The sequence below is a fragment of the Candidatus Thermoplasmatota archaeon genome (assembly GCA_035541015.1).
In the GTDB taxonomy this organism is placed as follows: domain Archaea; phylum Thermoplasmatota; class SW-10-69-26; order JACQPN01; family JAIVGT01; genus DATLFM01.
This window is the reverse complement of the sequence record DATLFM010000024.1, coordinates 17275-35136: the sequence shown is the minus strand read 5'-3', so window position 1 is coordinate 35136 and position 17862 is coordinate 17275. Positions and strand designations below refer to the sequence as shown.

General features: G+C 66.4%; 16 protein-coding genes, 1 tRNA gene and 3 rRNA genes. 14 read left to right on the top strand and 6 right to left on the bottom strand.

The window, feature by feature from the left end:
• Positions 1 to 33 precede the first annotated feature (33 nt).
• Positions 34 to 1041, bottom strand: coding sequence for a ribonuclease Z (gene rnz, locus VM681_02350; protein ID HVL86839.1), 1008 nt, complete (start codon positions 1039 to 1041; stop codon positions 34 to 36).
• 106 nt (positions 1042 to 1147) lie between these two features.
• Here rnz and VM681_02345 point away from each other — a divergent pair, with 106 nt between their 5' ends.
• The 6 genes from VM681_02345 (at position 1148) to VM681_02320 (ending at position 8692) form a co-directional block, all read left to right on the top strand.
• Positions 1148 to 2557: a sialidase family protein gene (locus VM681_02345; GenBank protein ID HVL86838.1), complete on the top strand. Its 1410-nt coding sequence runs from the start codon at positions 1148 to 1150 to the stop codon at positions 2555 to 2557.
• Positions 2558 to 3137: 580 nt separating this feature from the next.
• Positions 3138 to 4605: ribosomal RNA gene (locus VM681_02340) — 16S ribosomal RNA — on the top strand.
• A 163-nt stretch (positions 4606 to 4768) separates the two neighbouring features.
• Positions 4769 to 4840 (top strand) — tRNA-Ala (locus VM681_02335).
• Positions 4841 to 5046: 206 nt separating this feature from the next.
• Positions 5047 to 7969: ribosomal RNA gene (locus VM681_02330) — 23S ribosomal RNA — on the top strand.
• Between the two features lie 81 nt (positions 7970 to 8050).
• Positions 8051 to 8172, top strand: a 5S ribosomal RNA gene (rrf, locus tag VM681_02325).
• The 16S, 23S and 5S rRNA genes sit together here with 1 tRNA gene alongside, the layout of an rRNA operon.
• A 124-nt stretch (positions 8173 to 8296) precedes the next feature.
• On the top strand, positions 8297 to 8692 hold the full coding sequence (locus VM681_02320; GenBank protein ID HVL86837.1) for a Holliday junction resolvase-like protein: 396 nt from the start codon (positions 8297 to 8299) through the stop codon (positions 8690 to 8692).
• Here the strand turns inward: VM681_02320 and VM681_02315 are convergent.
• The gene (locus VM681_02315) at positions 8689 to 9132 is read right to left on the bottom strand and encodes a hypothetical protein (GenBank protein HVL86836.1); all 444 of its coding nucleotides are present in this window, start codon (positions 9130 to 9132) and stop codon (positions 8689 to 8691) included. The genes VM681_02320 and VM681_02315 overlap by 4 nt on opposite strands.
• Before the next feature lie 149 nt (positions 9133 to 9281).
• Complete coding sequence (locus tag VM681_02310) at positions 9282 to 9845, bottom strand: TOBE domain-containing protein (protein ID HVL86835.1); 564 nt, start codon at positions 9843 to 9845, stop codon at positions 9282 to 9284.
• 77 nt (positions 9846 to 9922) lie between these two features.
• Here VM681_02310 and VM681_02305 point away from each other — a divergent pair, with 77 nt between their 5' ends.
• Genes VM681_02305 through VM681_02290 form a run of 4 tightly spaced genes read left to right on the top strand, consistent with a single transcriptional unit; the run spans position 9923 to position 12500 of the window.
• The gene (locus VM681_02305) at positions 9923 to 10768 is read left to right on the top strand and encodes a substrate-binding domain-containing protein (protein ID HVL86834.1); all 846 of its coding nucleotides are present in this window, start codon (positions 9923 to 9925) and stop codon (positions 10766 to 10768) included.
• Entirely contained in the window at positions 10765 to 11403 is a 639-nt protein-coding gene (locus VM681_02300; protein ID HVL86833.1) for an ABC transporter permease, read from the top strand. The genes VM681_02305 and VM681_02300 overlap by 4 nt, the downstream gene beginning before the upstream one ends.
• On the top strand, positions 11400 to 12113 hold the full coding sequence (locus tag VM681_02295; protein ID HVL86832.1) for an ATP-binding cassette domain-containing protein: 714 nt from the start codon (positions 11400 to 11402) through the stop codon (positions 12111 to 12113). The genes VM681_02300 and VM681_02295 overlap by 4 nt, the downstream gene beginning before the upstream one ends.
• 45 nt (positions 12114 to 12158) lie before the next feature.
• On the top strand, positions 12159 to 12500 hold the full coding sequence (locus VM681_02290) for a hypothetical protein (protein ID HVL86831.1): 342 nt from the start codon (positions 12159 to 12161) through the stop codon (positions 12498 to 12500).
• A gap of 37 nt (positions 12501 to 12537) precedes the next feature.
• On the opposite strand, the gene VM681_02285 is transcribed toward VM681_02290, so the two are convergent.
• Complete coding sequence (locus VM681_02285; protein ID HVL86830.1) at positions 12538 to 13356, bottom strand: hypothetical protein; 819 nt, start codon at positions 13354 to 13356, stop codon at positions 12538 to 12540.
• A 193-nt stretch (positions 13357 to 13549) separates the two neighbouring features.
• Here VM681_02285 and VM681_02280 point away from each other — a divergent pair, with 193 nt between their 5' ends.
• The 3 genes from VM681_02280 (at position 13550) to VM681_02270 (ending at position 15050) form a co-directional block, all read left to right on the top strand.
• On the top strand, positions 13550 to 14026 hold the full coding sequence (locus VM681_02280) for a winged helix-turn-helix transcriptional regulator (protein HVL86829.1): 477 nt from the start codon (positions 13550 to 13552) through the stop codon (positions 14024 to 14026).
• 183 nt (positions 14027 to 14209) lie between these two features.
• The gene (locus tag VM681_02275) at positions 14210 to 14485 is read left to right on the top strand and encodes a hypothetical protein (GenBank protein ID HVL86828.1); all 276 of its coding nucleotides are present in this window, start codon (positions 14210 to 14212) and stop codon (positions 14483 to 14485) included.
• A complete protein-coding gene (locus tag VM681_02270) occupies positions 14472 to 15050 on the top strand; it encodes a hypothetical protein (GenBank protein HVL86827.1) in 579 nt (192 codons plus the stop codon). Before VM681_02275 ends, VM681_02270 begins: the two co-directional genes overlap by 14 nt.
• Here the strand turns inward: VM681_02270 and uvrB are convergent.
• Positions 15047 to 17059: an excinuclease ABC subunit UvrB gene (gene uvrB, locus VM681_02265; GenBank protein HVL86826.1), complete on the bottom strand. Its 2013-nt coding sequence runs from the start codon at positions 17057 to 17059 to the stop codon at positions 15047 to 15049. The two genes, VM681_02270 and uvrB, sit on opposite strands and share 4 nt — an antisense overlap.
• Before the next feature lie 110 nt (positions 17060 to 17169).
• Between uvrB and VM681_02260 the strand changes: the two genes are divergently transcribed.
• Positions 17170 to 17424 (top strand): hypothetical protein, encoded by a 255-nt coding sequence (locus VM681_02260; GenBank protein ID HVL86825.1) that lies wholly within the window; start codon positions 17170 to 17172, stop codon positions 17422 to 17424.
• Between the two features lie 5 nt (positions 17425 to 17429).
• On the opposite strand, the gene VM681_02255 is transcribed toward VM681_02260, so the two are convergent.
• Complete coding sequence (locus tag VM681_02255; GenBank protein HVL86824.1) at positions 17430 to 17834, bottom strand: hypothetical protein; 405 nt, start codon at positions 17832 to 17834, stop codon at positions 17430 to 17432.
• Positions 17835 to 17862: the final 28 nt, after the last annotated feature.

The following is a 17862-nucleotide window of genomic DNA, read 5'->3' as shown; positions in this document are numbered from 1 at the left end:
GACCGCGTCGCGCGCAAGCGCGCCCGCCACGCCCTACGCCTTTCGCCGGCGTGCCGTGGCCGGCGCGACGCCCGGCGGCTCGGGGGACGCCTCCGCGGGCTCTTCCGTGAAGGCGACGTCGATCTCGAGGAAATCGTGGGCCGCGTGCGTCTTCTCGAAGAGACGCCGCGCCGACTCGAGGAGGGGCCGCACGTCCCGGTAGCGTGCGGAGAAGTGGGTGAGGTACAGCGCGCGCACGCCGGCCTTCTTGGCCACGTAGGCGGCCTGCGTCGAGGTGCTGTGCCCGTAGGCGTTGGCCTCCGCATAGTCGTCGCCAAACGTGGAGTCGTGGACGAGCACGTCGGCGTCGCGAGCAAGCTCCACCATGGCCTCGCTCGGGACGGCGTCGCCCGAGTAGGCGATCTTGCGCCCGCGACGCGCCGGGCCCAGCACGTCCTCGGGCCGCACGACGCGCCCGTCGGCAAGCGTGACGGGCGTGCCCGTCTGCAGCGACCCGAAGGCCGGTCCTTCGGGCACGCCAAGCTCAAGCGCGCGGGGCTTGTTGAAGCGGCCCGGGCGCGGATCCTCGACGAGCGCATAGCCGAGGTTGGGCACGTTGTGCTTGACCGCTCGGGCCTCGATGCGGTAGCCCGGGAAGGGGACCACGTCGCCGTCGCGAAGCTCGCGCACGTCGATTGCGAAGGAGGGCTTGAAGTAGGCAAGGCGCGTGAAGCCGGCCACGATCTCGGCGATGCCGGGGGGCCCGTAAACCTCGAGCGGGTCGACGCGCTCGTTCATGGACATCGTCTGCAGAAGGCCGGCAAGCCCCAGGAAATGGTCCGCGTGGAGGTGCGAGACGAACACCCTGCGGACCTGCATGTAGCTGAGCTTGCTGCGCTGGAACTGCCGCTGGGTCCCCTCGCCGCAATCAAACAGGATCACCTCGGGGCCCCGCTTCACGGCGATGCAGGCCGTGTTGCGCTCGGCGGTGGGCCAGCTGCCGCCGGTGCCAAGGAACGTGATGGACATCCCTTCGTGGATGCCGGGTCGAGGCTGGCCCATGGCGGGCGATTGGGAGCCTCGTAGATAAGCGTTTATTCGCGCGGGGCGCCGGAATGCCCGCCGCCCTCGTCCCAAGGTATTTCTCGGGGGAGGAGAAGTGCGCCCCGTGCGCCCGCTTGCCCTGCTCCTGTTGGCGCTCGTCGTTGTCGGATGCCTGGCCGGCCCCCCGCCGCCCTCCGAGGGCGCACGCGAGGAGGAACGCCAGGGTTTTCCGTCGCTTGCTTTTGGCCCTTCGGTTGGCATGGCGCAGCCAAGCGGCGGAGCCGAGCCCAACCTCGCGGTACTCCCCGACGGCACGATTTTCATCACGGCCGTCGCGGGAGGCCAAGATCGCCCGAACGCGCTCGAGGGCGCCGCCTGGCTGTGGCGCTCGCGCGACGGCGGGCAAAGCTGGCAGACGCTTCGGGAGCCCATCCGCGACTCGCCGTTTGGGACCGTTTCAGGCACGAGACGGCCGTTTGGAAGCAGCGACGCGGACGTCGTGGCCACGACGGACGGCTGGGTCTACTACACCGACTGGTGGAATTGGGGCGCGCCCGTCGCGGGCACCCACCGCGTGGGCAACTACCTTGTCGAGCGAAGCCGCGACGGTGGCGAGACGTGGCAGTCCGCGCCCGTCACCATCCCGGAGCCCGCGAACATCGACCGCCAATGGCTCCTCGCGCGCGAGGGCGGCTTTATCGGTCTCTTCTGGAGCGGCTACAACCATCCCGAGACGCTCACGGCGCGCGAGCGAAGCGAGATCGTAAACGACATCCAGGGCGTCTTCTCGCGCAACCACGGCGAGAGCTGGAGCCTTCCCGTCGTCGTGGCCCCGCCCAAGCCAAACTACGTCTACCTCATCGCGCACCCCTTCTGGCTTCCAAGCGGCGAGATGGTCGTTCCGTACGCGGCCGTCTTCGGCGACTACCTCTTCGATCCGGGCGAAGCCGCCTACGCGATCTCCGCCGACGACGGCCGCACGTGGACGCAGCACGCCATCGCGCCCATCGAGACCGCCTTCGAGGGCGTCTGGCCCCTGCAAGGAGCCGCAGACGCCGCCGGCCGCATGTACGTCGCCTGGCAGGAGCGGCGCGGGGAGCACATCGCGCTTCTCGTCTCCACAAGCAACGACAAGGGGCGCACGTGGACCTCACCGCACGCCATTGCAGCCGAGGGCGTCCACGGGCTCCCGTGGGTGGCGGCGCAGAAGGACGGGCACGTCACCGTCGGGTGGTACGGCGGAGCGTCCACGGGCGATCCGCGGCAAGCGCCCGCCGACGCGCAATGGTTCGCCTACGCGGCGGATTCGCGCGACGCCGGCGCCACGTGGACGATCGCGAAGGTGAGCGACGAACCCGTGAAAGTCGGGCCTTTCTGCCTCCACGGCGCCGCGTGCGCCTCCGACCGCGAGCTTCTCGACTACGTGAGCGTGACCTTTGGGCCCGACGAGCGGCTGCATTACGCCTTCGCCCGCTCCCGCGAGGTCGGGGGCGTCAAGATCGGGCACGTGCACTATGCCGGGCAAGCGCCGTGAAGCGTGAACTTTGATTCCGCCGTCTGAAAAACGGCCCCCGACGGCGCAACGTTCTTATAGAAAGCGCGCATACGAGGGAAGGCGCACCGGGTGCCAAGAGCGCCCGACGCACACTGGTTCTGACCCACGGAAAACCCGTGGCGAGCCTGCGAGACCGTCTCGGCGGCCGATCGTCGTCCGGGCGCTCGCAACCCACAAATACGATGTAACGTATCTGTAGGGGCCTACCTCGTCAGGTAGGTGGACAAGCAATCACTCCGCGGTTACAAGGCCCTTGGAGTCCGGGCGTACGCCCGCTGTGAAAGGGGTTCCATCCAGGCCGCGGAACAGGCGCACGGCTCCGGCCGGCCGCGCTTTCATGGAGGTCCGAGAAACCCGACACGGCGCCCGTGATCCACACGGTCCGGCGCCCTCTGACGTGACCTCTCGGAGCTGACGTGGGAACCGATCAACAGTGCAACGACGTGAGGTGCAAACTCGCTTCCTTTTTTCTGCCGCAGGAGCTCTCGCTTCGGCGAGAGTCCGACCGGTTCACCGGACCTGGCTGGCTCGCACGCGCGAGCAAAGGTCCGGTGGCCAAACTCCGGTTGATCCTGCCGGCGGGCACCGCTATTGGAGTCAGCTTAAGCCATGCGAGTCGAGAGGTGCAAGACCTCGGCAGACGGCTCAGTAACACGCGGAGAACCTACCCTCGAGTGGGGGATACCCTCGGGAAACTGAGGCTAATACCCCATAGCTCTGGGATGCTGGAACGCTTCCAGGGCGAAACTTCCGGGGCTCGAGGATGGCTCTGCGGCCTATCAGCTCGTTGTCAGGGTAACGACCTGACAAGGCTACGACGGGTACGGGCGTTGAGAGACGTCGCCCGGAGATGGGTTCTGAGACACGAACCCAGGTCCTACGGGGCGCAGCAGGCGCGAAAACTCCGCAATGTGGGCAACCACGACGGGGTGACTCCAAGTGCCAGCACTATGTGCTGGCTGTTTTCCTGTCTAAAAAACAGGGAGAGTAAGGGCTGGGTAAGACGGGTGCCAGCCGCCGCGGTAATACCCGCAGCCCAAGTGGTGCTCATTGTTATTGGGCCTAAAACGTCCGTAGCCGGCTTGCTAAATGCCTGGGTAAATCGGGCCGCTTAACGGTTCGAACGCCGGGTAGACTGGCAGGCTTGAGACCGGGAGAGCCTCGAGGTACTCGCGGGGTAGAGGTGAAATTCTGTAATCCTGCGGGGACCACCGGTGGCGAAGGCGTCGAGGTAGAACGGATCTGACGGTGAGGGACGAAGGCTAGGGGCGCAAACGGGATTAGATACCCCGGTAGTCCTAGCTGTAAACGCTGTGGTCTTGGTGTCGGAAGTCCTACGAGGGCATTCGGTGCCGGAGCGAAGGTGTTAAGACCACTGCCTGGGGAGTACGGCCGCAAGGTTGAAACTTAAAGGAATTGGCGGGGGAGCACCGCAACGGGAGGAGCGTGCGGTTTAATTGGATTCAACGCCGGGAAGCTCACCGGAGACGACTGCTACATGTGGCCCAAGCTGACGACTTTGGCCGAATTGCAGAGAGGTGGTGCATGGTCGTCGTCAGTTCGTACCGTAAGGCGTTCTGTTAAGTCAGATAACGAACAAGACCCATATCCCCAATTGCCACTCCCATCTCCGGATGGGAAGCACATTGTGGAGACCGCCACTGCTAAAGTGGAGGAAGGATTGGGCAACGATAGATCAGTATGCCCCGAATTCTCCGGGCTACACGCGCGCTACAAAGGACGGGACAATGGGCTTCAACCCCGAGAGGGGAAGGCAATCCCGAAACCCGTTCATAGTTCGGATCGAGGGCTGCAACTCGCCCTCGTGAAGCTGGATTCCGTAGTAATCGCGTCTCAAAATGGCGCGGTGAATATGCCCCTGCTCCTTGCACACACCGCCCGTCAAACCATCTGAGTAGGGTCTGGATGAGGGTGTCTCGCTTTGTGACATTCGAATCCGGGCTCTGCAAGGAGGGTTAAGTCGTAACAAGGTATCCGTAGGGGAACCTGCGGATGGATCACCTCCTACGAAACCTCGTACGTGAGGGTCTACGACAACGACCTTGCGGTTGCCAGAGGTTCGAAAGGACCTTCGGCAGCCGTTTGGCAGAAAACAAGGAAGCGAGCACCAAATCACGTCGCTGCACAGCATAACGTTCATTCCAAGCGGACCGCATGCCCGGCCACGCCGGGCGTGTAGATCAGCGGAAGATCGCCTCATTTGCAATGAGGAAGTCGTGGGTTCGAATCCCACCACGTCCATCGCACGATGGACCGGTCGGTTCCCAATTCCAAGTCATCTCGAACCGCTTTCGGGCGGTCCGATTCATGACAATCACGTGCACCCGGCGACGCCGCTACCTAGGCGCGTCGGGGAAGCGGCCCAGTCCGTAAGACGCGCCCATCCGGCGCGCCGGGCGATGAAGGTCGATGCATACGCGAACCCGGACGCCAGTTGAGTCGTAATCGTTAGACGGCTGTTACGCCGTCTGGTGGATGGCTCGGCTCAAGTGCCCATGAAGAGCGTGCCAAGCTGCGATATGCCACGGGTAGACGCATGGAGTCTCCGATCCGTGGATCCTCGAATGGGAATCCTGCCGACTTCGGTCGGCGTTCCGTAAGGAACGGGAACCCGCTGGAGTGAAGCATCCTAGAAAGCGGAGGAAAAGAAATCAACCGAGATTCCGTTAGTAGTGGCGAACGAACACGGAACAGGGCAATCCGAATCCCCACGCGACGAGCGTGGGGAGATGTGGAGTTTTGAACTCTCGCACGTCCGACGCCGGTTAGGCGAGGTCTGCTGGAACGCAGCGCCGAAGAGGGTGATAGCCCCGTAACCGAAACCCGGCAGGACGATTGGGAGTCTTCCGAGTAGCGTGGGCCGGATACCCCGCGCGAAATTGGGTGGCACCAACATCCAACCCTAAACACACCTTGAGACCGATAGCGCAGTAGTAGCGTGAGCGAAAGCTGCAAAGCACCCCTGACGGGAGGTGAAAAGTCCCTGAAACCAGACGGTTACAGACTGCCACGGCGTGGAAGCAACGAAGCCACCGCGAGGTGGTGGAGCAGCGTCGTGTCGTACGTGCTGAAAAACGGACCAGGGAGTTCTATCCATTGGCGAGGCTAAGACGTCAACCGTCGGAGCCGCAGGGAAACCAACGTGCGCGCAGTGAAAACGAGGCGCGAGGTGCGTTCGCCTGGAGTCAATGGAGGGAGACCCGAAGCCATTCGATCTATGCGTGGCCAGGTTGAAGCCCTACGAAAGTGGGGTGGAGGACCGACCGGAAACTGACGTGCAAATCGTTCCGTTGAGCTGCGTATAAGGGGTGAAAGTCCAATCGAGAATGGGGATAGCTGGTTCCGCCCGAGACTGCCCGCAGGCAGACCTCTCCGGAGACGGGTGGTGCGGTAGAGCACTGATCGCGGGTTTAGGGAGGGAAACCTCTCGGCCTGCTGTCAAACTCCGAACGTGCCATCGTCGTAGAAGGAGGGCAGTGAGCGACACTGGGGTAAGCTTGTGTTGCGAAAGGGGAACAACCCAAACTGCGGTTAAGGGCCCTAAGTGCCGACTAAGTGTGACATAACAAAAGGCGTCCGTGGCCTAAGACAGCTAGGAGGTGTGCTCAGAAGCAGCAATCCTTTAAAGAGTGCGTAACAGCTCACTGGCCGAGGTCACGGGCCCTGAAAATGGACGGGGCTAAGTCGGCCCCCGATACCGCGGGCCACCGAAAGGTGATGCGGTAGGGCGGTGTCCTGCATGCGTGGAAGGTGGGCTTTGAGGTCCACTGGAGCGTGTTGGAACAAGAATCCTGGTGTGAGTAACAGCGTAGAACGGTGAGAATCCGTTCCGCCGGAAGGGCAAGGTTTCCTCGACGATGATCGTCAGTCGAGGGTTAGGCGGTCCTAAGGCCAACCTTACCTGAGTTGGTCGAAAGGGAAGCCGGTTAATATTCCGGCCCCACGGCAAGTTTGTCTGCAGAATGACGCGTCCGGCTAGGTGGACGGCACTCGTCTGTGTCGCTAAGCACCGAACTTCGGGGAGTACCGTAATGGTGAGAACCGAAGGAATGTGCGAACGGGATCCCTCCGGGGGTCTTCCGCTGATGCCAGGCGCCCGTGAAAAGTTTTGCAGAGTCGCTTGTCGTGTCCGTACCGAGATCCGACACAGGTGCCCCTGGCTGAGAAGGCCAAGGCGTATCGGATACAACGTTTGCGAGGGAACTCGGCAAATTAGCTCCGTAACTTCGGGAGAAGGAGTGCCAGCCGCGAAAGCGACTGGTCGCAGTGACAAGGGCGCTCCGACTGTTTAACCAAAACATAGGTCACCGCAAGTCCGAAAGGATGTGTATGGTGGCTCAATCCTGCCCAGTGGCGGTACCTGAAACCCCAGTACAATGGGACGAAGGGCCGCTAAACGGCGGGGGTAACTATGACCCTCTTAAGGTAGCGTAATACCTTGCCGCTTAATTGGCGGCTTGCATCAATGGTCCAACGAGGGCGCTACTGTCCCCGCAAACAGTCCGGTGAAAACGACATACTGGCGAACAGTCCAGTACGTTCCTAGGGGAAGCGAAGACCCCGTTGAGCTTTACTGCAGCCTGTGGTTGTGATACGAAGTTCGATGTGTAGCGTAGGCGGGACCCGTCGAAGCGGAGGCGCTAGCTTCCGTGGAGGGGCCGATGAAACACCGCCCTTCGAACTTTGTATTGCTCACTGCTTCGGCAGGACACCCATAGGTGGGCAGTTTGGGTGGGGCGCCACACGCTCGAAAAGATATCAAGCGTGCCCAATGGGTAGCTCAGGCCGGACAGGAATCGGCCGTAGAGTGCAAAGGCAAAAGCTACCTTGACGCCGATGGGCCCAACAACCATCGGCGATGCGAAAGCAGGGCTTAGCGAACCATTGAGGCTCCCTGGTGGGGCCCAATGATATCAGAAAAGTTACCACAGGGATAACTGAGTCGTCTCGTGCAAGAGCCCATATCGACCACGAGGCTTGCTACTTCGATGTCGGTTCTCTCCATCCTGGTGGTGCAGCAGCTGCCAAGGGTGGGGTTGTTCGCCCATTAAAGGGGATCGTGAGCTGGGTTCAGACCGTCGTGAGACAGGTTTGTTGCTATCTCTAGGAACTGTTCATGCCTGAAGGGAAGGGACCCATAGTACGAGAGGAACTGGGTCTCGGCGCCACTAGTCCATCGGTTGTCCGACAGGGCATCGCCGAGCAGCCACGCGCCAAGGGATAAGGGCTGAAAGCATCTAAGCCCGAAACCCACCCTAAAACGAGGCATTCGAGCTCCGGTAGAAGACCGGTTCGATAGAGCGGGGGTGTACGCACCGAGCTTCGGCGAGGTGCTCAGCCCGCCGCTACTAACCGCTCTAGCCGTCGTTCCGCGATTATGACTCAACCTTCAAACGGGTTCGCGTATGTGATTCACGGTCAACCGATCGCAAGATCGGTTGCAGTGGGTGGCTTGACGGTCATGGCGGAGGGGTACACCCGATCCCGTCCCGAACTCGGAAGTTAAGCCCTCCTGCGTGCCACGAGGTACCGGCTTGGGAGACCGGCTGGGAAGCGTGCCTGGCTTGCCAGGGTCCGCAAGGACGTTCGCTGTCACCACCCACTCACTCTTCTTTCATCACTGGCTTGGATAGCGGAGCGGCCGCCCTTTGCGCGCTGCGCCCCAAACCTCTTGACCCCGCGCGCCTCAGCGTTCGCATGCTTGCCGCCGACGCGCTGGCCCTCGCGATCCTCACCTTCCTCCTCGGGTGGGCCCTTGCCCGGGCCGGCCGCGCCGCCGCCGTCGCGGCCGCGCGCCGGGACACGGCCGTGCGCCAGCGCGCCGTCGTGCGCGGGAATGCGGTCGAGCAGCTGGCGCCCATGCTGCCGGGCTTCCGATGGAATCCGGCGGACGCGCGCTGGATCGGAAAGCCGGTGGACTTTGTCGTGTTCGACGGCTACAGCGCGGCCAGGGACGGCGCCTGCGCCGATCTGCCCTGGATCGTGCTCGTGGAGGTGAAGTCCGGCCGCGGCGAGATCTCCTCGGATGAGCGCAGGATCCGCGACGCGGTGGAGAAAGGGCGCGTGCGGTACGAGGTCTGGCGCGTGCCCTAGGCCTCTACGCCCACGACGATGTCGCAGCTCCGCAGGGAAGAGAGGATGCCCGGCGGGCTGAGCTTGTACCGCTTGGGCGACTGGATGTCGAGCGTGAGCTCGAGCACGGAGCCGGGTTGCAATCCGCGTTTCATGGGAACGAGGATGCCGCCGAGGAGGTCCCACGCCTCCTGGCTGTACCGCTCGGGCACGACCTCGAGGTAGGGCTTGTCGGCCTCCTCCGTGCCGCCGTCTCCGGCGCGCACCTTGATCTTCTTGATCACGCGCTCGCGCGCGACGTAGCCGCGGAAGGTCACCTTCATGGGGAACTTGTACTGGGAGACGAGCGCGTCGACGAGCGCGCACCGAAGGTCGCCCTTGTCGGCCTCGGAGGCAAGCGTCTTCAGGCTGCGCGCCTCGGCGTTCAGGAAAGAGAGCCAGTCGTCGGTGCCTTGTGCCAAACCCTTTGCACCCACGTCTGCTTGGTCGCCCGCTCCTTTTCCCCGCTGCGTCAGGCGCTCTCGGGAGAAACGGGGGAATCGACCGCAGGGGACCTGGGGGGCAAGGGGCCCTTCGGGCGCCGGCCGGCGAGCCTTCAACGGTCACCCTCTCACGACGGTGGACGCTTGCGCGGGGGCGCGAGGATCATGACCTCCGTGGCCTTGATCACGGCCCTCACGCGAAGCCCTTCCCGCAGGCGGAGGTGGTCGGCGGCGGCTCGGGTGATGAGGCTCTCCAGCGCCTGGCCGGGCGCAAGGTCGATCGTGACGCGGGCCGCCACGCCGTCGCGCTCGACGGCCCGCAGCGTCCCGCGGAGCTGGTTGCGCGCCGACAGGCCGTACCCCATCGCCTGCCAGAAGGTGTCCTCGTCCGTGACGCGCTCGAGCGCGCCGCGCCGTTGCTCGTAGGCGGCAAGCACGCGCTCGCCGGCCGGCGTAAGGCGCGCGCCGCCTCGCGCCGCGCCCCCGCGCGCCCGCGTGAGGAGAGGGCGCCCGGCGGCTTCCTCCGCCTTCCGCAGGAGGCCCCACGCGTGACGGTAGGATCGGCCCGTCGCGCGCGCCGCGGCCGCAAGCGAGCCCTCGGTCGCAACGGCCGACAAGAGCGCGGCGGCGTCGTCGGGCAGGACCGCGCGGCCGCGCGCCTCCAGCCAGCTTCGCGTGCGCAGGCGCGGCATCGGCGTGGCCAACGGTCGGGCGGGCGAAGAACCTTTGCCGTTATGCTTAAGCGAGCATAACGGGGTGACCGCGCCGCATGCGGACCGTCGCCGCGCTTGCGATCGCCGCGCTTCTGGCCCCCGCGCTCGCCGGGTGCCTGTCGGCCTTCGAATCCAGCCCGCGTCCGGCGCTGCGCGTGTCCACGACGACGAGCCTTGAGAATTCCGGCCTGCTCGCCTCGATCGTTCCGGTCTTCGAGCAGGCGCGCGGGATCGACGTTCGCGTCCGCGCGCTTGGAACGGGCTTGGCGCTTGAGGACGCCAAGCGCGGCAACGCAGACGTTCTTCTCACCCACGCGCCGGCGCTCGAGGAGGCCTTCGTCGCGCAAGGGTTCGGCACGGGGCGGCACGTGTTCGCGCGCAACGGGTTCCTGATCGTGGGCCCCTCGGGGGACGGGGTGCGCGTGGCGGGCCTCGACGCTCCGGCCGCCATGGCTGCGTTGGCGCAAGCGGGTGCTCCGTTCGTGTCGCGCGGGGACGGGTCGGGCACGCACGCGCGCGAGCGCGAGCTTTGGGCGCTTTCGGGCCTCGACTACGATCGTGAGGTCGTCCCGGCGCCGTGGTACCGTCTGGTCGGGCAGGGCATGGGCGCCACGCTGCGCATCGCAAGCGAGCTTTCGGCGTACACGCTTGTCGACGAGGCCACGTACCATTCGTATCGCAGCGCGCTCGCGCTGGTCGTCCACGTGCAGGGCGGAGAAGCGCTCACGAACGTGTACAGCGCGCTTCCGGTGGACGCCTCGCGCGTGCCGGGCGTCAACTCCGAGGCGGCGGGGGCCTTCGTCGAGTGGCTGCTCTCGGCCGAAGGGCGGGCCGCCGTCGAGACGTTTGCGGTGGACGGGCGACCGTTGTTCCGCGCGGGCGCTTCGGGCGGAGGCGCATGAGCGCCGACGTCGGGGCGATCACGCTTCTCACCGTCCAGGTGGCGCTTGCCAGCACGGCGCTCGCCGGCGTCCTCGGCGTGCCGGCGGGGTTGTGGCTGGGCGAGCGGCGGACGCGTTTTCGCCGCACGTTCCTCGTCCTCACTCGCACGCTCTACGGCCTTCCTCCGGTGCTCGCCGGGCTCTTCGTGTTCCTGCTCCTCTCGCGCGCGGGGCCGCTTGGGTCGTTGGGGCTTCTCTTCACGCCGGAGGCGATGGTGGTGGCGCAGGTGCTTCTCCTGGCGCCGCTTCTGGCCGGCATGGTCGCCTCGGCCGTCGCGTCGGTCGATCCGCTGCTTGGTGAGACCGCGCGCGCCGTGGGCGCAAGCGAGTCGCAGGTGCGCGGGATGCTGCTGCGCGAGATCCGCCGGAGCCTCGTGGGCGCGCTCATGCTGGCCTTCGGGCGCGCGATCGGCGAGGTGGGCGCCGTCATCATCGTGGGCGGCAACATCCAGTCGCACACGCGCGTGCTCACGACCGCGATCGTGCTTGAGACCGGAAGGGGCGACCTCCAGTACGCGGTCCTGCTGGGCGTGATCCTGCTTGCGCTCTCGGCGGCGACCGTGCTTGCCCTCACGCTGTGGGAGGACCGCCCGTGAGGCTCACGCTTTCGCGCGTGGCGGCAAGTCACGGCGGCCGGCTTGCGCTTCGCGGCGTGGACCTTGCCGTGCCCGAGGGCGGAGTGCTTGCGGTCATGGGCCCTTCCGGCGCCGGCAAGACGACGCTCCTTCGCGTCGCCGCCCTCTTGCATCCGGTCGAAAGCGGCGAGGTGCTCGTGGACGGCGCGCTCCCGCGGGACGCGCTCGCCGCGCGCCGCCGCATGGGCGTCGTCCTCCAGCGTCCGGTGGCCCTTGCGGGGACCGTGCTCGACAACGCGGCCGTGGGTCTTCGCGTCCGCGGCGTGCCGCGCGAGGAGGCGCACGCGCGGGCGCTTCCGGCGCTTCTCCGCATGGATCTTGCGCACGTCGCCGGCCGCCCTGCGCGGCACCTCTCGGGCGGGGAGCTCCAGCGCCTGGCCTTCGTGCGGGCGACGCTCGTCGAGCCCGAGATCCTCCTCCTCGACGAGTTCACGGCCAATCTCGATCCCGCCAACGTGCTCGCGCTCGAGGCGGCCACGGGCGCCTTTGCCCGTCAGCCCGGCCGCTCGGTTCTTCTGTGCACGCACGACGTCTTCCAGGCCAGGCGGCTTGCCACCGAGGTGGCCTTCCTGCGCGACGGTTCGGTGGTCGAGCGGGGAGGCCGCGAGGCGCTTCACGCACCCGCGAATGCGTGGACACGCGGGTTCCTGGCCGGCGAGGTCGTCCCCTAGCCCGGCAACCTTTTTAAGCGGAGGGAGGCTTGCCGCCCGATTCGCATGGCCTTTGCGGTCTTCGAGATCAAGAAGTCGGACAAGCCCAAGTGGGAGCAGGCGTTGGAAATCAACGTGAAGGACCCTGCGACCGGCAAGCTCGTCTACGACAAGGTCGCCGACCTCCTCCGAAAGCAGACCATCGTGGTCAAGGAGGGTCAATCCCTGGGCCTCGAAGAGGGCTACCTCTACGTTCTCGTGGAGGGCAGCGACGAGGCCTTGAAACATGCACGCGACCGCGTGAAGGCGTTCGGGGGACAGGAGGCCAAGGACGCCGAGGCCATCCGCCAGAAGATCAAGGACGAGGAGGAAGCCGCCGCCGGCGGCGTCGGCTTCATCTTCGGCTGAACGCGCGGAGTCGGGATGGGTCTGCCCTCCCGCCGGGCTAGGCCTCCGCCTTCAGGGGAACGTACTCGAAATCGAACCCGTAGCCTTCGCCCCAGATGTGGAACCCGAGGCCCGGCTGGGCAAAGGGAACGGGAATCGGCAGGAAAGCCTGCCGCAGGACGGCGGTGCCCTCGAGACCCATGGCGCCGGCGCGATCCCGCGAGTCGACGTACCCTAGAAGCGTTGCGTCTTCGACGATGTACAGCCGCGCCGCCGAGGGTTCGCCCTTGGTGGGGCTGCCGGTCACCACGGTGTCGATGGAGATCCAGAAATCCTCGTCCTCCCCGTGCGAGCTTCCGGTCTGGCCAAGCGGCGTTTGCGCGACGTCGAGGCGAACCTTTCCGAGGCCCACGTTGGGCAGCTTCCAGGAGGCAAGGACGTCCGCCACGCCCGGCGTGTCGGCCCAACCGCCCACGACGATCCCGTAATGGTCGAAGCCCTCGCCGGCGTGCTCCGCCGGCGGGTCGACGGCCAGGAGGCCCAGCATGACAGTCGAGGTCGCCTGCGCGTCGCCGACTTGGGTCTGCTCGCAGCGGTACGCGATCGTGACGATCAGCGAAGTGGCGCCGGCGGGATCGAGGCTCGACGCCTTGAACCCCGGCGGAAGGGGACCCAAGACGGAGGACGGAATCGTGAAGACGGCGATTTGCTCGACGCAACCGCCAAAGCCCAGCGTCGCGAGCAGCGGAACCTCGACGGAAAGCTCCGCGGGGCCCTCGACGGACGCGGTCGAGACCGGCTCGGGCGAGCCGATGCAGCCGGCCAGGAGGACGAAGGCCGCAAGAAAAGCGCCGAACCGGACGTACGTGGGTACCATGCAAGCCCCCGCCAGGAGGGCCCCTCCCGTGGCATGAGCCTTGCGCCCTTTGGAGGCCCAAAAGCGAGGATTTGATAGGTTCGCCCGAAACGGAATACTACTTGGGGGACGACAAGGGATGCGTATGCGATCCATGGCGTCCAAGCCCAAGCCGCGCAAACCCCGAGGGACCCGGAAGCTTGCCAAGGAAGGCATGTATTCCCGCATCACGGGAATCCAGGTGCTCGACCACGGGACCCGGCACGACATGCTCTCCATGATCACGGCCAAACCGGGCACCTCGTTCAAGGAGCTGCAGGACGCCGTGCGCCTGGCCGACGGGCCCACCACCTGGCATCTCGAGAAGCTCTCGCGCGAGGGCTTCGTCTCCCTCGTCCGCGACGGCAAGACCCGCCGCTACTTCACCAAAGACTTCCCCCCCACGCTTGCCAAGGCCATCGTCGCGGTCCGGGAACCCTCCCGCCGGGCGCTCCTGCACGGCATCTTCGCCCGTGCGGGCGCAAGCCAAACCGAGCTTGCCGCCGCGGTCGGCCTTTCGCCGCCCACCGCCCTGCACCATCTCGACATCCTCGAGAAGCAAGGCCTCGTCGAGGCCTGGCGCGAGGGACGCGTCAAGCGCTACCGCGCGACCGAAACGGCGCGCGAGGTGCTTGGAAGGGCGGGCGGTTAAGGGCCCCCCGACCACGGAGGCGTTCGACGTCGACTCGTGGGCGGCCTTGCGGCTGCCGCCGGCGCAAGCGATTGGGCCGCGCGGCCCAGCCTTCAAGGTACGGGCGAGCAGGAGGTCCAAGCCGCGTGCGTCTTGCTTCCGGCTTCGCAAGGTTTATGACCTTGGTATTACTATAGTAACATCATGCCCGTAAGCCGCCTGTCCATCTCCGTGACGCCCGAGCTCGCGGCGGCCTTGCGCGCCCTCGCCAAGGAGCGATCCGAGGACGTGAGCCGACTCGTCGAGAATCTGCTTCGGGAGAACCCGCTCGTGCAAGAGGCCGTCCAGTCGCTTCGGGGAGGCCGGCCCGTCCTCAAGAAGGGCAGGGACCTGCGTGAGCTCCTTCTGCTGGGACGAGCCGCCGACCGCCAGTGGCGGGACCGCATCGCTTCCGGGCGGGTGACCGTTGAAGGCGGCTGATCCGGGCGGCTCCCGGTTCGCCGACGAGCTCGTCCGCCTCCTTGCGGAGCGTTCGCCGGCGGATCGGAGGATCCTGTTCGTGGGCCTGCTGAACAAGCACCTGCCTGGCGGGCAGCGCGCGGTGCTCGTCGGCGGGGCCCTCGTCGAGTTCTACACCTCCGGGCTGTACACCACCGGTGACGTCGACCTCATCGGCAATTGGAATGCGATCGAGGACGTCATGCGTCAGGCCGGCTTTGGCAAGGAAGGGCGCCACCTCTACCGCGAGGACTTGGGCCTCGTGGTCGAGATTCCGAAGGACTCGCTGCGACGGACCGAGACGGTCGTCCTCCACGAGGTGGAAGGTTTGCCCGTGTACGCCGTCACCGTCGAGGACGCCATCGTCGATCGCCTCCTGGCCGCCAAGTTCTGGAAGTCCACGACCGACTGGGAACAAGCGATCCTCCTCTACGCCGCGCACCGTGCGCGCGTGGATCCTGCCGTCTTGGAGCAAAAGGCGGCGGCAAACGACGTTCCGGACACGCTCCGAAGGCTCGTGTCGGACGTCGCCGGACAAGGCCGCTAGTCCCGCCCGGTCACGCCCTTGAAGCTCCTTCGGACGACCCTCTGACCCGTGGGCTCCGCGCCGCGGAGCTTTCGGATCTGATCGCGATAGTACGCCGCCGCCTCGAAGTCCAGCCGCTTGGCGGCAAGTTGCATCTTGCCGGAGAGCTCCGTGATCAGGACCTCAAGCTCGGCCTCGGTCGTGGCCTCCCGCTTGACCTCCTCGATGGCTTCCTTCTCCCGCTCGCGCATGCGGCGGATGGCCTTCTCGATCGTGCGCGGGACGATGCCGTGGCGCTCGTTGAAGGCGGCCTGCACGGCGCGGCGGCGCCGCGTCTCCTCGACCGCGCGGCGAAGCGAGTCCGTGAGCTGGTCGGCGTAGAGGAGCACCGTCCCCCCCTTGTTGCGCGCGGCGCGGCCCATCGTCTGCACGAGGCTCGTCTCGCTGCGCAGGTACCCCTCCTTGTCCGCGTCGAGCACGGCCACGAGCGAGACCTCGGGAAGGTCGAGCCCTTCGCGCAGGAGGTTGATGCCGACGAGCACGTCGAAGGCGCCCGCGCGGAGGTCCTCGAGCAGGTCGATGCGGTCGAGCGTGTCCACGTCGCTGTGCAGGTAGCGGACCTTGAGCCCGAGGTCCTCGTAGTACTTCGTGAGGTCCTCGGCCATCTTCTTCGTAAGCGTCGTGACGAGCACGCGTTCCTTGCGCTCGATGCGCGCCCGGATCTCGGAGAGGAGGTCCTCGACCTGGCCTTTGGCGGGGCGGATCTCGACCTCCGGGTCCAGGAGGCCCGTGGGCCGCACGAGCTGCTCGACGATCGCGCGGGAGACCTTGCGCTCGTGCGGGCCGGGCGTGGCGCTCACGTACACGACTTGGCCGACGCGCGCCTCGAACTCCTCGAACCGCAGCGGGCGGTTGTCGAGGGCGCACGGCAGGCGGAAGCCGTACTCCACGAGCACCTCCTTGCGCGATCGGTCGCCCGCGTGCATGCCGCGAAGCTGCGGGAGCGTGACGTGGCTCTCGTCGACCACGGTCAGGAACTCCCCCTTGGGGAAGTAGTCGAGGAGCGTGTACGGAGGCTCGCCTGGCGTGCGTCCGTCGAAGTGGCGGCTGTAGTTCTCGATGCCCGAGCAGTAGCCGACCTCGCGGATCATCTCGAGGTCGAAGTTCGTCCGCTGCTCGAGGCGCTGGCCTTCCACGAGCTTGCCTCCGGCGCGAAGCTCGGACAGGCGCTCGGCGAGCTCCTGCTCGATGGCCTGGCAGACGCGCTCGATCTCGTCCTTGGGGGTCACGAAGTGCTTGGCGGGATACAGCGCGACGGCGGGAAGGTTCGTGAGCGTGCGGCCCGTGACGCGCTCGATGCGCGTCAAGCGCTCGATCGCGTCCCCGAACCACTCGATGCGGAAGACGTCGAGCCCGTCGGGGCTCTCCACGTCGACCGTGTCGCCCCGGACGCGGAAGCAGCCGCGCTGCACCTCGAAGTCGTTGCGCTTGTACTGCATGTCGACCAGGCGCGCGAGCACGACGTCGCGCTCGATCGATTGGCCCTGCTCGAGCACGAGGTGGGCGGCCTTGTACTCGTGGGGGTTGCCAAGGCCGAAGATGCACGAGACGGAGGCGACGACGATGGTGTCGCCCCGCGTGAGGAGGCTCTGCGTGGCCGACAGGCGCAGCCGATCGATCTCCTCGTTGCGGGCCGAGTCCTTGGCGATGTAGGTGTCCGTCGTCGGGAGGTACGCCTCGGGCTGGTAGTAGTCGTAGTAGGAGACGAAGTACTCGACCGCGTTGTCGGGGAAGAACTCCCGGAATTCCGCGTACAGCTGCGCGGCGAGGGTCTTGTTGTGCGAGATGACAAGCGTGGGTCGCTGGAGCTGCTCGATCACCTTGGCGATCGTGAAGGTCTTTCCCGATCCGGTCACGCCAAGGAGCGTGGCGCGCTCGTCGCCGCGCTCGATCGAGCGCACGAGCGAGGCGATCGCCTGCGGCTGGTCGCCGGCGGGCTCGTACTCGGATTGCACGCGCAACGAGGGCAAAGCGCTTGCGAAGAGTCGCGCGGGCGGCTTGAGCTTTTGCCCGCCTGGATCGTTTCGCGGTGCTCATCGTTGGCCGAAACCTTACGTGGGCTGCCGCCGGACGAACGGGCATGGCAAGCCAAGCGCCCGTCTGCTCGGTGTGCCGCCAGCCGCGCTCGCCCCTGCACCGTCTGGATTGCCCCGCCCGGTCGCTCACGCTGTGCGGGGAGTGCACCGTCGGCGCGATCCGGGTGACGCGCCCCACCGCCATCACGCTGCAGGCGCTGGAGCAGCTGGCCAAGCGCCTGGAGGGCGCGCTGTGCCGCGAGCCGCCCGACCACTACTGGGTGCTTCCCGGCACGCTCTTGCGGTCGGCCACGGACTGAAGGCGTCACCACTCCGCGGCGCTTGCCCGGTCGGCCGGGGACGTCGAAAGCCCGCCGTGCAGAAGGAACTCGCGCGCGTCGGCGTTCGCGCGGACCCAGCGGACGCGCGCGTCGGTGCCGGAGGCGCGAAGCCGCAGGTTGCCCACGACGCCGTGCAGCATGCCGGCGCCGGAGAGCGCCACCCGCTCGGCTTCGGACGAGGACGCGCACGACTCGATCTTGCGCCGGTGGTGCCCGTCCATGCGGGCCTCGACGGTGTCCACGAGAAGACGCACGCGGGCGGCCCGGTTGCGACGAAGACGGACGTGGCGGGCGACCTCGTCGAAGGCCCACTCGATCCCGTCGAGCGTCTGTTCGCCGCGAAGCACGATGTGGAGAAGGTCGTCGGTGCCCTCGAAAACCCGGTTCATGCGTCCGCACCTTCGCGCCGAGTTCTTG

Coding starts and splice junctions, on each gene's coding strand:
- rnz (HVL86839.1), bottom strand. CDS start 1,041: ATGGGCCAGCCTCGACCCGGCATCCACGAAGGGATGTCCATCACGTTC.
- VM681_02320 (HVL86837.1), top strand. CDS start 8,297: ATGCTTGCCGCCGACGCGCTGGCCCTCGCGATCCTCACCTTCCTCCTC.
- VM681_02310 (HVL86835.1), bottom strand. CDS start 9,845: ATGCCGCGCCTGCGCACGCGAAGCTGGCTGGAGGCGCGCGGCCGCGCG.
- VM681_02305 (HVL86834.1), top strand. CDS start 9,923: ATGCGGACCGTCGCCGCGCTTGCGATCGCCGCGCTTCTGGCCCCCGCG.
- VM681_02300 (HVL86833.1), top strand. CDS start 10,765: ATGAGCGCCGACGTCGGGGCGATCACGCTTCTCACCGTCCAGGTGGCG.
- VM681_02290 (HVL86831.1), top strand. CDS start 12,159: ATGGCCTTTGCGGTCTTCGAGATCAAGAAGTCGGACAAGCCCAAGTGG.
- VM681_02285 (HVL86830.1), bottom strand. CDS start 13,356: ATGGTACCCACGTACGTCCGGTTCGGCGCTTTTCTTGCGGCCTTCGTC.
- VM681_02280 (HVL86829.1), top strand. CDS start 13,550: ATGTATTCCCGCATCACGGGAATCCAGGTGCTCGACCACGGGACCCGG.
- VM681_02275 (HVL86828.1), top strand. CDS start 14,210: ATGCCCGTAAGCCGCCTGTCCATCTCCGTGACGCCCGAGCTCGCGGCG.
- VM681_02260 (HVL86825.1), top strand. CDS start 17,170: ATGGCAAGCCAAGCGCCCGTCTGCTCGGTGTGCCGCCAGCCGCGCTCG.
- VM681_02255 (HVL86824.1), bottom strand. CDS start 17,834: ATGAACCGGGTTTTCGAGGGCACCGACGACCTTCTCCACATCGTGCTT.